Raw genomic sequence first — 14,833 nt, 5'->3', positions numbered from 1 at the left:
CCTTGGTGATCAAAGCATTCATCGAGATTTCCTTATAGAGCTAACGGGGCGACCGCGCGGCCGCCCTCTTTTCATTATTAAAATCAGGCTTTCTCTTCGGAAAGCAGCGCCCACCAGCTGTCGATGGTCGGGTTGCGCGCCAGCGCGATAAAGTCGATATCGCCGCGGATCTTGCGCCAGCGGGTCGCCAGCTCCATGATGCGCACCGAATCCAGACCGTAATCGATCAGGTTTTCATCGTTGCCCATCTCTTCGCTGTCTTCATCCAGCAGCGGCAGGATCTGCTGACGCAACGCGTCGATGCTGGCGATGCCGGCCGCCGGCAGCAGAGACGCGGTGGTCACCACCCGGCCGCAGCGGCCGGCGGTGTAGCGCAGCGCCATCAGGTGCTCGTCACGCGAGAAGTCCGCCAGGCCGTCGGCCACCATGAACGGCTGGATATTGCGCATGAAGGCGTCGATGGCGGTGGTCAGGCAGCCGATGTGCGCATACACGCCGCAGATGATCAGCTGATCGCGGCCGGACTCCTGCAGGATCTCCTGCAGCGGCGAGCGGTGGAAAGCGCTGTAGCGCCATTTCACCAGCACCGTGTCGTCTTCGTCCGGCGCCAGCGCGGCGGTCACCGCCTGCTGCTCAGGGTGCTTGTTCAGGCCCGGCCCCCACATGTCGTTCAACAGCGCGCGATCTTCATCGCTCTGCTGGTTCGGCTGCGCGGTATAGAACACCGGAATGCCCTGCTGTTTGCAGTAGCGACGCAGGTTGGCGATGTTCTCCACCACCTGTTTGATCAGCGCGCTGTCTTCGCCCCAGAAATTGAGGAAATACTGCTGCATATCGTGGATCAGCAGCGCGGCGCGCTGCGGTTCTACCTGCCAGGTGACTTTATTTTGCGGCAGTTCGTCCGCCGTCGGCAGCGCGTAATCATTAAGTTTTGGAATGGCCATCAATTAATCTCCCTGAGCCTGAGTCTGTAGTTGCGCGTCGAGCTGCTGGCGCAGCCGTTTTTTGTCCACTTTGCCGACCGGAGTCAGCGGCAGGCTGTCCACCTGAATAAAGCGATCCGGCAGTTTGAAGTCCGCCACGCCCTGTTCGCGCAGGTGGCGACGCAGCACTACCGGCTTCAGCGGCGCGTTGGCGATGATATAGGCGCAGCTCTTCTCCCCCATCAGCGCATCCGGCATCGACACCAGTGCGGCGTTGATCACGTCCGAATGACGCAGCAGCAGGTTCTCGATCTCCTCGGCGGCGATCTTCTCTCCGCCGCGGTTGATCTGGTCTTTTTGCCGCCCCTGCACGGTGATGTAACCGTCTTCGCTAATGCTGATCAGATCGCCGGAGCAGTAGAAACCGTCGGCGTCGAAGGCGTCGGCGTTGTGCGCCGGGCTCTGGTAGTAACCGCGAAAGGTGTAAGGCCCGCGCGTCATCAACCGCCCGATCTCACCCGCCGGCAACGGATTGCCGTCGTCGTCCGCCACCCACACTTCGTCGTCCGGCGACATCGGCCGCCCTTGCGTCGTCAGGATGTGGCGTTCGTCGTCGTCCAGCCGGGTGTAGTTCACCAGCCCTTCCGCCATGCCGAACACCTGCTGCAGTTGGCAGCCGATTTCGTTCTGAATGCGCGCCGCCAGCGTTTCGCCCAGCTTGGCGCCGCCCACCTGCAGCAGTTTCAGGCTGGCGAGCTGGGCATTGCCGCCCCACTCTTCGATCGCCTGCAGCCACAGCGTGACCGCCGGCGGCACCAGCGCCGTCACGTTGATTTGATGCTGTTCGATCAGGCGGAAGCACTGCGCGGCGTCCGGATCGGCGGCGAACACCACCAGTCCGGCGCCATAAAACACGCCCAGCACGCCCGGCGAACTCATCGGGTAGTTGTGCGCCACCGGCAGCGCGCACAGATAGCGGGTCTGCGCGTCGAAACGGCAGATCTCCACGCTGCGGCGAATGCTGTAGTAGTAATCGTTGTGGGTGCGCGGGATCAGCTTCGGCGTGCCGGTGCTGCCGCCGGAAAGCTGGAAGAACGCCACCCGATCGGCCGCGGAAGGCTGCGCGACGAAACCGTCGCTCGCTTCGTCCAGCCAGGCGGCCAGCGCCAGCTCGCCCTCGGCCTGGCTGCGCAGCGCCACGACGCGCAGCGAAGGATGCGCATCGCGGAAGGCGTTCAGGAATTGATCGTCGGCAAACAGCGCGTGCTGGCGATCGGCGATCAGCAGCGCCGGTTTGATCTGCTCGGCATAGGCGTTCAGCTCACTGCGCTGATGGCTGAACAGCGCGTTTACTGGCGCCACGCCAATTTTCAGCAGCGCGAAGAACACGATATAGAACTCCGCCACGTTGCCCAGCTGCACCAGCGCGGTGTCGCCGGATTTTACGCCGCGGCGCAGCAAAGCGGCCGCCAGGCGATCGGAGCGCTGCTGCAGCTCGCGGTAGGTCAGGCTGCCCTGGGCGTCGATAATCGCCGGAGCGTCGTTGTTGGCCTGGCGGTCGAGGATCTCGGTCAGCGGCTTGTCAATCCAATAGCCGCGCTCGCGATAGCGGCTGGCGAACTCCGCCGGCCAGGGGGTAAAGGCAATGCTCATCTTGTCGTTATCCTTGATTCATACCAAAGGCACGCAGAATGGTGCTGAGTTTGGTACCTGTTTCATGCCATTCAGATTCGGGTGAAGAGTCTTCCACGATGCCGGCGCCGGCGAACAGCCGTACCCGGTTGCCGTCAACGGTGCCACAGCGGATAGTCACTACCCACTCGCCGTTGCCTTCGTCGTCGCACCAGCCGACGATGCCGCCGAACAGGCCGCGATCGAACGGCTCCAGCTTGCCGATCAGGGCGTGCGCCTGGGCCGTCGGCATGCCGCACAGCGCCGGCGTCGGGTGCAACAGGCAAGCCAGCGACAGGGCGTTTTCGTCGGGAGATGCCGCCTCGCCGTCGATCGGCGTGGAGAGATGCCACAGCGTGGTGGTGGTCAGCAGTTCAGGGGTGTGCGGCACGTTCAGATAGCGGCAGCGGCCGGCCAGCACGTCGCGCATGCTTTCAGTGACGATGCGGTGCTCGTGGCGATCTTTCGCCGAGGCCATCAGCCGCTCCCCCACTTCGCGATCGCGCTGCGGATCGGCCTCGCGCCGGGCGGAACCGGCCAGCGGGTTGGAATAGAAACGGCCGCCGTCCTGGCGCAGCAGCAACTCCGGGCTGGCGCCCAACAGCGCGCCCTGCTCCAGCGGCACATGGAAGTGGAAACCGTGCGGGTTCTGGGCGATCACGCGCGCCATCAGCGCATGGCGATCCACCGGCTGGCGCGTTTCGATCTCCAGCAGGCGCGACAAGACCACTTTATCCAGCTCACCGGCCTTCATCGCGGCAACGGCGTCGCTGACCATGTTCATGAACGTCTGCTGCGGCGGCAGCTCTGTCACCCCGGCCAGTTCAGGCCCGTCCGCCGAAGGCCGAACGCCGGCCATAAAGGCGGCGCGATCGAACCAACGGCTCTGCTGCGGAATAAACAGCGCCGAAGGCTGCCGGGTATCGAACGGGATGGCGCCGCACAGCAGCGGCTTTTTGATGCCGGCCTGACGGGCCTCGGCAAACGCCTGCCGTACGCTGCGCTGGAACTCACCGTTCAGATTGGCGCCGTCTGCGGCCGGCAGGCGAATGCGGCTGAAACAACCGGTGGTGGTCAAGCTGCGGTAAGGGGAGGTAAAGAAGAAGCCCGACGCCGGAGAAAAATCAGCGGCGAACCGGTGTTCTTCGCGCTCCTGCATTTCCTTTCGATTGATGTCGTTCACGGCAGTAACCATCGCTTCGCCCTCAAGAATTTGAAGTGATAACCAATATAATAATGATTATCATTTGAGTTGATTCCGCGCTAAATTACTCGCCGATATTTGCTATGTCAATAAACGTAAGCACTTCTTTCATTTCGAAATCATGACATAAACGCTGTGGGTTTTACGCATGCCGATGATAAGCATTGCTATTTGATCCCACAGCGTTGTTTTAACGCGTTCGACTACTTTTCTGTGGCGGGCTGCGGCTCCGGTTTGTGCAGCGTAACCTGGCGCAAACCGGTCATGGCGAACAGCAACAGGATGCCGAGCAGTGCCGCGCCAAAGCCGAAACCGCTGGCGCTCATCGCCGGCAGCATAAAGGCGCCCATCGCCCCCAGCAGCAACGCGCCCAGCGCATCGCCCACCACGTTCTGCGCCGTCCACAGGCCGTTGATGCGGCCAAGGAAATTGTCCGGCGTCAGGCTCTGGATCAGGCCGTATTGCAGCAACGAGTTCAGCGCGCTCAGGTAGCCGAACGCCACCAGGCACAGCAACGCCAGGCTGTACCACGGCATCAGGCCGAACAGGCCGATGGCGGCAAACGCCGCGATCGCCGTCAGCAGCATCACCCAACCGGGGCGCGCCACGTGCGCCACGCGCCCGCTGGTGAACGCACCGATCGCCGCGCCGAGCGGCACGGCGGCGTACATATAACCGAGGTGGGCTGCGTCGATGCGCCAGCTTTCCGCCATCGCCGGGTACAACACGCGCACCGCACTGGCCATGGTCAGCAACGCGCCGATCAGCGCCACCATGCCGATCACCTTGTTCTGAAACAGGAAGGCGAAACCGCCCGCCAGCGCGCGCAGCGGATGTTCCCGCGGCTGCGGCGGCGGCATCAACTGCGGCAGGCTCAGCAGCGGCAGCAACGTCAGCAAGGTGCCGAACGCCGCCAGGCCGTAGTTCCAGGCGATGCCCATATGGGCGATCACCAGGCCGCCGATGGCCGGGGAAAGAATCGAGCCGAAGCGCACCGTCAGCATGCTGATGGCGCCCGCCTGCACGATGTTTTCGCGGCCCACCAGCGCCGGCGTGGCCGCCAGCAGCGCCGTCACCCCCACTGCGCCGAAGAAACCGTCCCACACCGCCAGCAGATAAATGGCCGCCAGCGAAGGTGACGGCAACAGGGCGTTGAGGCACAGGCCGACGAACCCGATGCCGCAAGTGGAGCGCGCGAACAGGATCAACCGGCGCCGCTCATAGCGATCGGCCAATACGCCGCCCATCAGCAGCCCGGCGAACATACCGCTGCCGGCCAGCGTCACCGCCAACCCGACCTGCAGGGTGGAACCGGTCAGCGCCTGGATCTGCACCGGGATGGCGATCGCCATCAGCCCCAGCGCCACAATGGAGATGAAACGCGCGCAGAATACCGCGCGAAAGGCCCGGTGGGTTTTCAGCAGGCTAAAATCAAGCAGGATGGAGGGTTTGCTACTCATCGGTTGTTCACCACATCTTTAAACGGGGATTCTGCAGTTGCGGAGCGCTATGCTAGCACAGATAACGAAATCAATAATGATAATAGAAATCATTGATATTCAATTGTGAGCGGACGCAAGAAACGCCGCCAAACGCGGGGCAATCCCCGTGCCTGGCGGCGAGATGACGGGCGTCATTACAGCGTGCGCAAAATCCGGTTCAGCAGCGGCCCCAGCACTTTGAACGACGCCGGCGAAACGATATCGACGTGCGCGCAGTCGAGCTCGTGCGCCTGCAGCGCATCGACGTACTGCGACCAGGTCTGCTGCACGTCCATCCCTGCCTGCAACGTGCGTTTGGCGACGAATAGCGTCGCCTGGCCGTGGAAGCGGGCGGTCCGCGTGTGCGACAGCAACCGCACCGAATCGGCGTAGTTGGCTTCGATGTTGTCGAACATCATGGTGCGCGTCTCGCCCAGCGCCGGATCGAGCGTATCCTGCGACACCGCCAGGAACTGTTCGCGCTCGCGCTGCACTTCCTTCAACACGTTGTCGTCCAGCATCACGTCCCAGTTTTGGGTCTCCGGCGGATAGGTATCCAGCAGGCCGAGAAACGCCACCTGCTCGCCGCGCGCCTGCAGCCGGGCGGCGATGCCCTGGGCCAGCGTGCCGCCGAGCGAATAACCGATGAAGTGGTACGGCCCGTGCGGCTGCACCTGCAGCACCGTCTGCAGGTGCGCCTCCACCACCTGGTCCATGTCTTCGCTCAGCGCCAGCGGGCCGTCCGGCCGCGGCGACTGGATGCCGACCAGCGACCAGTGCTGATCGAGATAGCGCGGCAATACGCTGAACTGCCAGGAGAAACCGGACGCCGGATGCAGACAGAACAGCGTCGGCCCCTCGGTGACGCGCAGCGGCAATACGCTGTCGAAGCCACTGCGATCGGCCTCTTCCTGCGTGCGATCTTCCGCCAGCAAGGCGGCCAGTTGCTCGACGCGCGACGCCACCATCACCTGGCCGACGGACACCGCCTTGCCCAGATCGCGGCGCAGCTCCGCCGCCAGGCGCATCGCCAACAGCGAATGGCCGCCCAGCGCGAAGAAATCGTCGTCGGCGAACACCTGCTCGCGCTGCAGCAGGCGGGCAAATACCGCGGCGATCTCACTTTCCAACCCGGCCTGCGGCGGCCGCCCCGCCTTGCGCTCGCCGCCCTGCGGCTGCGGCAGGGCCTTGCGATCCAGCTTGCCGTTGGCGCTCAGCGGCAAATCGCTCATTTCCACCAACGCCACCGGCACCATGTGCGGCGGCAGACGGTCGGCCAGCGCCGCGCGCAGGGCTTCCGCATCCCAGCTCGCGCCGGATTGCATCACCAGATAGCCCACCAGCTGGCGCGCATCGCCGCCGGCGTCCACCGGCGTGCCCTGCAGCACCAACGCGTGCGTCACCGCCTGGCGCACGCCCGGCAGCGACAGCAGGGCGTGGTCGATTTCACTCAGCTCGATACGCTGCCCGCGGATCTTCAGTTGATCGTCGCTGCGGCCCAAATATTCCACCGCGCCGTCCGGCAGCCAGCGCGCCACGTCGCCGGTGCGGTACATGCGCCCGCCCTCGCCGAACGGATCGGCAACAAAGCGGCTGGCGGTCAGATCCGGCCGGCCAAGGTAGCCGTGCGCCAACTGAACGCCGGTCAGATACAGATCGCCCGCCACGCCCGGCGGCACCGGCCGCAGGCGCGCGTCCAGAATGCGCAGCCCGGTGTTCCACACCGGCAGGCCAATCGGCACGTTGGCGCCGGTCACCTTCGCCAGCGCCTCGCCGTAGGCCGGATGCCAGGTCACGTCCACCGCCGCTTCGGTCGGGCCGTAGAGGTTGTGCAGCGGCACCGCCGTGCGGCTTTGCCACAGGCGGCACAGCTCCGCCGGCAACGCTTCGCCGCTGCAGAACACCTGACGCAACGCGGCGCAGCTCGCCACCGCTGCGTCGTCGTCCAGGGCAGCGACGAAGGCCGCCAGCATCGACGGCACGAAGTGCAGCGTAGTAATGCGGTGTTGTGCGATCAACTGTTGCAGCTGCTGCGGATCGCGGTGCGCCTCCGGCGGCGCCATCACCAGCCGTGCGCCGACCATCAGCGGCCAGAAGAATTCCCACACCGAGACGTCGAAACTGCACGGCGTTTTCTGCAGCACCGCGTCGTCCGCCCCCAGCGGATACTGGTGCTGCATCCACAGCAAGCGGTTGACGATCGCCTGATGGCCGACCAGCACACCTTTCGGACGCCCGGTGGAGCCGGAGGTAAAGATGATATAGGCCGCATGGTCCGGCGTCGGGCCCGCGATCGCCACCCCGGCGGCGTGATCGGCCGCCAGCGGCGCGTCATACAGCAAGATTTCGCCCTTGTCGGCGAAACGCGCCTGCTGCGCCGGGTGAGTGATGATCAAGCGGGGCGCGGCGTCTTCCAGCATCATCGCCAGCCGCTCGTCCGGATAACCGGTGTCCAGCGGCAGGTAGGCGGCGCCCGCTTCGACGATCGCCATCAACGCCAGCGACAGGAACACCGAGCGCGGCAGCGCCACCGCCACGATGTCGCCCGGCCGCACGCCCTGCGCCACCAGCTGGCGCGCCAGCGCCGTGACCTGCTCGCGCGTTTCGCGGTAGGTGAAGCTGAAATGCGCATCCGCCAACGCCGGCGCGTCCGGCGTGGCTTGCGCCTGCTGCGCCAGCAATTGGCTCAGCGTGGTCGCCGGCACCGGATGCGCCGTGTCGTTGATCCGCGCCAGCAGCGCGCGATCGTCGGCGGTCAGCATATCGGCCTCGCCGATCGGCAACGTTGCCTGCGCGGCGAACTGCGCCAGCAGCAGCGGCAACCGTTGCAGATGCGCCTGCAGCTCCTGGCGGCTGTAACGTTCGGCATTGGCCAGCAGCTCCACCTTCAATTGGTGGTGTTCATCGATAAACAGCGCAATCTCCAGATCGCGCACCGGCCCGGAGGCCAGATCGTGGGTAATGCCCTCGATGCCGGCGAAATCCAGCTGGTAATCGAACATTTTGAAGTTGAAGACCGTGCCGTACAGCGGTTCGCCGTCGCCGATGCGCCCCAGATCGCGCTGCACCTGTTCGGCGTCGTAGCGCTGATGGCGGCGCACCGTTTTCAGCTCGCGGCTGATGCGGGCGGCGGCCTCATACAGCGTGGCCTGCGGCTCGAGATGCATCTCCATCGGCAGCACGTTGATCACCGGGCCGGCGGCGCACAGGGCGGCCGAGCCGGTACGGCGCATGAAGATAAAACCGGCGCTGAAGCTCGGTTGGCCGCTCAGACGCGACACCCACAGCGCCACCAACGCCACCGCCATATCGGCGGCGTTCAGCTTCTGCTGCGCGCCACGCTGCACCAGTTCGGCGAAGGCCTGCGGATCGCAGCGCTGTTCCAGCCGGTGGATGCGCGGCGTGGGCGTTTGCCCGGCCAGCGGCTGCGGGCAGATCGTGGCCGGCGGCGGCAGCTGCCGCGCTTTTTCGCGCCAGAAATCGGCGTCGCGTTGCCAGGCCGGCGCCTGCCGGTAAGCCTGGTATTCCGCCACCACGTCGCTGAACGCCGTGAAAGGCGTCGGCTCCAGCGCGTCGCCGCGGCAAAGGTGGGTATAAATCGCCGCCACGCGGCGAGCGATGGCGGTGAAGCTGAAACCGTCCACCAGCAGATGGTGATAACGCTGATACCAGAACCAGCGATCGTCCGCCAGGCGCATCACCACATGGCGATACAGCGGTGCGCCGCTGCCGGCGCGCAGGTCGCTCGCCAGATCGATGTCCATCAGCGCGCGCGCGGCGGCTTCGGGATCTGGCGACGTCGTCAGATCGACAAGTTCCGGCGCGTGCACCGCCAGCGAGTCATCCAGCCATTGCACCGGCACGCCGTCGCGTTCCGCAAAACGCAGCCGCAGCATGTCCACCTCGCCGAGACCCTGGGTGATGGCCTGCAGCAGGGGCTCCACGGCGACGGGGCCGTTGAGTTCGATGGCATGCGCCACCGCGTAAGCATTGCGATGCGGAGAGATTTGATCGGCGACCCAGATGCCGGGTTGCGCCGCGACCAGCGGCCATTCGCCCGCAAGCGCCGGGCCGCTGAGAGAGTTAGGGGTGTGTGACACTGCTTATTGCTCCCGTGATTACCAGGCGCCGGTCACGCCTTGCGTGCTGCGACCGGCAGAATATCTTGCCAATGCTGTTCCAGCCACTCGGCGCACTCGGTGCGCGCCGCCGGGCCAAATACGATCGTCCAATCGGGTGGAATGGCGCGGAAATCCGGCCACAAACTGTATTGTTGTTGTACGTTGCGCAGCACCAGGCTGCGCTGCTGTTGATCATCGAACGGATTCAGGCTTTCCATCCTGCGTTCCTTGTGCCGCCGTCGTTACCGATGCCGGATAAGCGGTGGCGAAAGCGGAAGCCCACACCGCCTGCAGCCCGTCGGTCAGGCCGCTGCGCCAGCACAGCGCGTCGTGCCCGCCTTCCACCACCCGGTAGTGCACCCGATGGCCGGCTTCGCTCAGGCGCGCCGCCATTTGCCCGCTGACCTGATGCACCAGCTTTTCCTGCGTACCGGCTTCCATAAATACCTTCAGCGCGCCGTGGTTGCCCAGGCCGTGGCGTTCGACCTGTTGCATCAGCCAGCAGGCGTCGTCGGGAATGCTCGGCAGCTGCAGCATGTCGCGCCGCGGCCACCAATAGGAGCCGGACTGGGTGATCACCGCGCCGAAACGCTGCGGCCAGCGCAGCCCGGCGTACAGAGAGGCCAGGCCACCAAAGCTTTGCCCCGCCACCACCGTCTCGGCCGGATTGTCGCTGTGCGGCGCCCATTCGGCCAGTTGCGGCATCAGTTCTTCCTGCACCGCCAGCCAGAAATCGTCCTTGCAGGTCAGCTCACGCGCCCGGTGCGGCAGATCGATAATGTCGATCAGCACATACACCGCCTCCGGCAACGCCCCCTCGCGGGTCAGTTGCATCAACGGCGCCCAGACCGGCATTTGCTTCGCCCAGAACTGGCCGTCGAGCAGAATCGCGAGCGGGCGTTCGGCCGGCTTGCTGTCGCCGGTGGTGTAGATCCAGACATCGCGGCTGTTGCCCAGACGCTCGCTCTGCCAGGTATGGCGCTGCAAACGCGCCGGCAGCGGCGGCGTGCAGCGCCCGCTGGCGATCTCATACTCATCGAACGAGCGCCACACCGGCTGCGGCGGCGCATCCGGCATGTGCAGACCGGAAACGCTGTGGCCGCTGGCGCTTTGCCAGGAGCGATAGGGGTTGAGCAGATCGGGAGTGGCGCAGGCGAACACCTGGTGCCACCAGTGACGCAGGTTGTGCATGTTGGCGTGCGCGTCGTCGTCGCTGAACGCCGGCGGCCGCTCGTCAAAACAAGGAATAAAGCAGTAGCTGCCGCGCCAGGCGCCGTTCAGCTCGGTCTGCCAGTACCATACGTCGGTACCGGCCAAACGCAGCAGGCTTTGCGGCGGATTCGGCTGATGGTGGTCGGTCAGGCAGTTGATGTTGATCCACACCCGGCGGTAGGCGGAAGTCAATTCGCATCCCTGCGGATCGCGCCAGAAAAAGGTGGTTCGCCACCGGCCGTTACCCGCCGGTTCTACCCATGGCGTACCGCGTCGTGCCACCGTCAACCACCACCCTGGACTGCCCGCATTGCTGCTGGCCAATAATCTGCTGCTTTCTGACTCTAGTTCTGTATTCACAACGCCTACCCATTTTGTAGTTGGCGGCACCGGGAACGTCGACTTTTCCCTATCGCCGGCCACCGCCCGAACACACTGTAGGTCAAATACTATTGATAATAATTTGCATTTGCAATAGTGTGTAAGGCTTGGAGATCGTGCTGGTATTGCGCGCAACGGACAGGGATCGGGGATACATCAATGGCATCCCTTGCCGCAGCCGATTTTCTATTCCGACTACACAAAAACTACAACCGCCTTTCCCCCATTCGGCGAGGGAGGGCAGCAAGGTAGGACACTCAAATGAAAAGCAAGCTATCACGTTATTCTTTGGCCACTCTTATCGGCTTGGGATTGGGCGCGTCCGCGTTCGCCAACGCCGCGCAGCAGACCGACCCCCCCACCACGGAAGAAAACAGCGGCGCAGCGGATAAAAAGCCGCGCGGCGAAGACACCATCGTCGTGACCGCCGCCCGGCAGAACCTGCAGGCGCCGGGGGTATCCACTATCACCGCCGACGAGATCAAGAAACGTCCGCCGGCGCGCGACATCAGCGAGCTGATCCGCACCATGCCCGGGGTTAACCTGACCGGCAACTCCACCAGCGGCCAGCGCGGCAACAACCGCCAGATCGATATCCGCGGCATGGGCCCGGAAAACACCCTGATTCTGATCGACGGCAAACCGGCCTCCAGCCGCAACTCGGTACGTCAGGGCTGGCGCGGCGAACGCGACTCACGCGGCGATACCGCCTGGGTGCCGCCGGAAATGATCGAACGCATCGAAGTGCTACGCGGCCCGGCTGCGGCGCGCTATGGCAACGGCGCCGCGGGCGGCGTGGTCAACATCATCACCAAGAAGGCCGGCGATGCGCTGCACGGCTCGCTGAACGGCTACTTCGACGTGCCGCAGCACAAGCAGGAAGGCGCCACCAAGCGCACCGACTTCAGCCTGTCCGGGCCGCTGAGCGATTCCCTGAGCTTCCGCCTGTTCGGCGGCTACAGCAAAACGCAGGCCGATGCCTGGGACATTAACGAATCGCACAAATCCGAACGCGTCGGCGCCTACGCCAACAGCGTGCCCGCTGGCCGCGAAGGGGTGGTCGATAAAAACATCGACGCCCTGCTGCACTGGGATTTCGCTCATCTGCAGTCGCTGGAGTTCGAATACGCCTATGGCCGCCAGGGCAACCTGTACGCCGGCGATACTCAGAACACCAACACCAACGCCCTGGTGCAGAGCAACTACGGCAAAGAGACCAACCGCATCTACCGTGAAACCTTCGGCCTGACCCACCGCGGCGCCTGGGACAACGGCGTGAGCACCAACAACTACGTGCAGTTCGAACGCACCCGCAATACCCGCCTGAACGAAGGCTTGGCCGGCGGTACCGAAGGCATCTTCGATACCAAGAACACTGGTTTCGGCACTACCAAGCTGGATGACTTCCTGGCGCACAGCGAAGTCAGCGTGCCGTTCGAGCTGGGCGTCGCGCAAACCGCTACGCTGGGTACCGAGTGGAGCCAACAACGCATGAAGGACGGCACCTCCACCAGCCAAACGCTGATGGGCGGCACCATTCCCGGCATGACGACCGGTACGCGCAGCCCTTACGCTTCCGCGCATATTTTCTCGCTGTTCGCCGAAGACAATATCGAGCTGACCGACACCACCATGCTGACGCCGGGGCTGCGTTACGATCTGCACTCCGAATCCGGCAACAACTGGAGCCCGGCGCTGAACCTGTCGCAGGAACTGGGCGACTACTTCACGCTGAAGATGGGCATCGCCCGTTCCTACAAGGCGCCGACCCTGTTCCAGACCAACGGCAACTATCTGCTGTACAGCAAAGGCCAGGGATGCGCCGGTAGCGATACCAGAAACGGCTGCTACCTGCTCGGCAACGACGATCTGAAGGCGGAAACCAGCGTCAACAAAGAGATCGGGTTGGAGTTCCATAACGACGGCTGGTTGGCCGGCGTGACCTACTTCCGCAACGATTACCACAACAAGATTGAAGCGGGTAACTCCCGCATCGCCACCAGCAGCACCGGCACGGCGGTCTATCAGTGGGAAAACGTGCCTAAGGCGGTGGTGCAAGGGCTGGAAGGCTCGTTGAACGTGCCGGTCAGCGAGACCGTCACCTGGAGCAACAACGCCACCTACATGATCGAGAACAAGAACAAGACCACCGGCGATTACCTGTCGGTGATCCCGAAGTTCACCGTCAACTCGACCCTCAGCTGGCAGGCCACGCAGGATCTGTCGATGCAGTCCACCCTGACCTGGTACGGCCGGCAGAAGCCGAAGAAGTACAACTACCAGGGTAAACCGGCCACCGGCGGCGAAACCCGCGAGGTTAGCCCTTACGCCGTCGTCGGCGCCAGCGCGACCTATGATCTGACCAAAAACGTCAGCCTCACCGCCGGCATCGACAACCTGTTCGACAAGCGACAGTTCCGCGCCGGCAACGCGCAGAACGTCGGCGACCCGAACACTGGCGCGATCAACATCGCCGGTGCGGGCGCGGCCACCTACAACGAACCGGGCCGCACCTACTACATGAGCATCAACACCCACTTCTGATGACATGAACCAACGACAAAGGGGTGCTCAGCACCCCTTTTTTTATCTTTCCATTCAGTTATTTGGTGTGTAGCTGAATGCGCACCACGCTTTCGGCTTTGCCGGCCTTGGTGGCAGCGCCGTCGTTTTTCACCGTTACGAACAGCGCATCGCCTTTCGGATCCAACGCCAGGCTGTTAGGGTGCGGCGGCAGGTCCACGGTTTGCAGACGCTTGAGGGTCTTGGCGTCGAACACCGTCAGCGTCCCGGCGCCGTGATCCACGCGCACGCCCTTGCGGTTGGCGACATACAGCCGCTGGCTGCGCTCGTCGAGCAGCAGACCGATCGGCACTTCATCCGTCAGTTCGCTGGCCAGCACCTTGCCGCTGTCCGCATCCAGCGCGAACACTCGGTGGCCGCTGCTGCGCTTCACGTAGTCGCGCCCCAGATGATGGTTGCGGTAGTCGTCGCGGTCGATGCCCTGATCGACGCCCAACAGGCGGTTGCTCGCCGGGTCATACACCAGGTTCAGCAACTGATCGGCCTGCACCTCGTGCGTGGCGGCGATCGCCAGCGTGTCGGCGTTCAGGGTGATCACCTGCCCCTGCATGTTGGAGACGAACACCCTGCGGCCCTTCTCATCCAGCGTGATGCCCACCGCGTTGTAACCGAAGCCCGGGATCACTTTCTCCAGCTTGCCGGCCTTGGTATCGACCACGTACAGCACGCTGTCGACGCCGAAGCCCAGCCCCGGCAGGAACAGGCGGCCGCTTTGCGCGTCATACTTGAGCTCGCGGAGGCGGTACAGGTAGTCCTCAGTGATCTTGAACTTCTTCAGCTCCGCCAGCAGGAAATCCAGGCGCTTGCCGCTGATGCCCGCCTGTTTGTAGGCCTGCTCCAGCACCGCTTTGTCCAGCAGCTTGATGCTGCCGAGCGCATGGTTGGTGGTGGTGTCCACCACCCCGACTTCGCCGTTGAAGGCCTGCGTCAGGTACAGGCGATTGCCCGCATCGTTCAGCGCCACGCCGAAGCCTTTCACCTTCAGCGGGATCTCCGCCTTGATCGCCAGGGTGTTGGGATCCAGCCGCAGCACGCGAGAGCGCGCCTCTTCCTTCCAGTCCGGCGCGCTGACGAACAGCGCCTGCTGCGAGGTGCTGTAGGCCATCTCCACCACCGCCGACGACAGCGTCTGGCGCTTGATGTCCTGCGGTTTGATGCCGGCATCGTCCGCCTGCGCGGCGCCGGCGACCACCAGAGAGGCCGCCACCAGCAGCGACAGTAACGCGCGCGGGGTTGCTAGGGTTCCAGACATCCTTT

General features: G+C 64.2%; 9 protein-coding genes. 1 reads left to right on the top strand and 8 read right to left on the bottom strand.

Features of this window, described 5'->3' with window-relative positions:
• Positions 1-83 precede the first annotated feature (83 nt).
• From IMX17_RS14335 to fes, 7 genes are all read right to left on the bottom strand, one after another.
• Positions 84-944 carry an isochorismatase gene (locus tag IMX17_RS14335; RefSeq protein ID WP_046898181.1) on the bottom strand — a complete coding sequence of 287 codons (861 nt, stop codon included), beginning with the start codon at positions 942-944 and terminating at the stop codon, positions 84-86.
• A gap of 3 nt (positions 945-947) precedes the next feature.
• Positions 948-2,576, bottom strand: coding sequence for a (2,3-dihydroxybenzoyl)adenylate synthase (locus IMX17_RS14330; RefSeq protein WP_046897891.1), 1,629 nt, complete (start codon positions 2,574-2,576; stop codon positions 948-950).
• Positions 2,577-2,583: 7 nt separating this feature from the next.
• A complete protein-coding gene (locus tag IMX17_RS14325) occupies positions 2,584-3,789 on the bottom strand; it encodes an isochorismate synthase (protein WP_182265143.1) in 1,206 nt (401 codons plus the stop codon).
• A gap of 212 nt (positions 3,790-4,001) precedes the next feature.
• Positions 4,002-5,258 (bottom strand): enterobactin transporter EntS, encoded by a 1,257-nt coding sequence (entS, locus tag IMX17_RS14320; RefSeq protein ID WP_182265142.1) that lies wholly within the window; start codon positions 5,256-5,258, stop codon positions 4,002-4,004.
• A 176-nt stretch (positions 5,259-5,434) separates the two neighbouring features.
• Positions 5,435-9,379, bottom strand: a complete 3,945-nt coding sequence (locus IMX17_RS14315; RefSeq protein WP_193549885.1) for an enterobactin synthase subunit F — start codon at positions 9,377-9,379, stop codon at positions 5,435-5,437.
• Positions 9,380-9,411: 32 nt separating this feature from the next.
• The gene (locus IMX17_RS14310) at positions 9,412-9,618 is read right to left on the bottom strand and encodes an MbtH family protein (RefSeq protein WP_033644173.1); all 207 of its coding nucleotides are present in this window, start codon (positions 9,616-9,618) and stop codon (positions 9,412-9,414) included.
• A complete protein-coding gene (gene fes / locus IMX17_RS14305; RefSeq protein ID WP_080273360.1) occupies positions 9,593-10,972 on the bottom strand; it encodes an enterochelin esterase in 1,380 nt (459 codons plus the stop codon). Before fes ends, IMX17_RS14310 begins: the two co-directional genes overlap by 26 nt.
• Before the next feature lie 282 nt (positions 10,973-11,254).
• On the opposite strand from fes, the gene IMX17_RS14300 reads away from it, so the two are divergent.
• On the top strand, positions 11,255-13,537 hold the full coding sequence (locus IMX17_RS14300) for a TonB-dependent siderophore receptor (RefSeq protein WP_193549884.1): 2,283 nt from the start codon (positions 11,255-11,257) through the stop codon (positions 13,535-13,537).
• Between the two features lie 58 nt (positions 13,538-13,595).
• Here the strand turns inward: IMX17_RS14300 and IMX17_RS14295 are convergent, their stop codons facing one another.
• The gene (locus IMX17_RS14295; protein WP_046897886.1) at positions 13,596-14,828 is read right to left on the bottom strand and encodes a YncE family protein; all 1,233 of its coding nucleotides are present in this window, start codon (positions 14,826-14,828) and stop codon (positions 13,596-13,598) included.
• Positions 14,829-14,833: the final 5 nt, after the last annotated feature.

Origin of the sequence: Serratia sp. X3, assembly GCF_014982455.1 — a bacterium.
In the GTDB taxonomy this organism is placed as follows: Bacteria; Pseudomonadota; Gammaproteobacteria; order Enterobacterales; family Enterobacteriaceae; genus Serratia; species Serratia ureilytica.
Note: the sequence above shows the minus strand (reverse complement) of the source record. Positions and strands in the feature narration are given on the sequence as shown.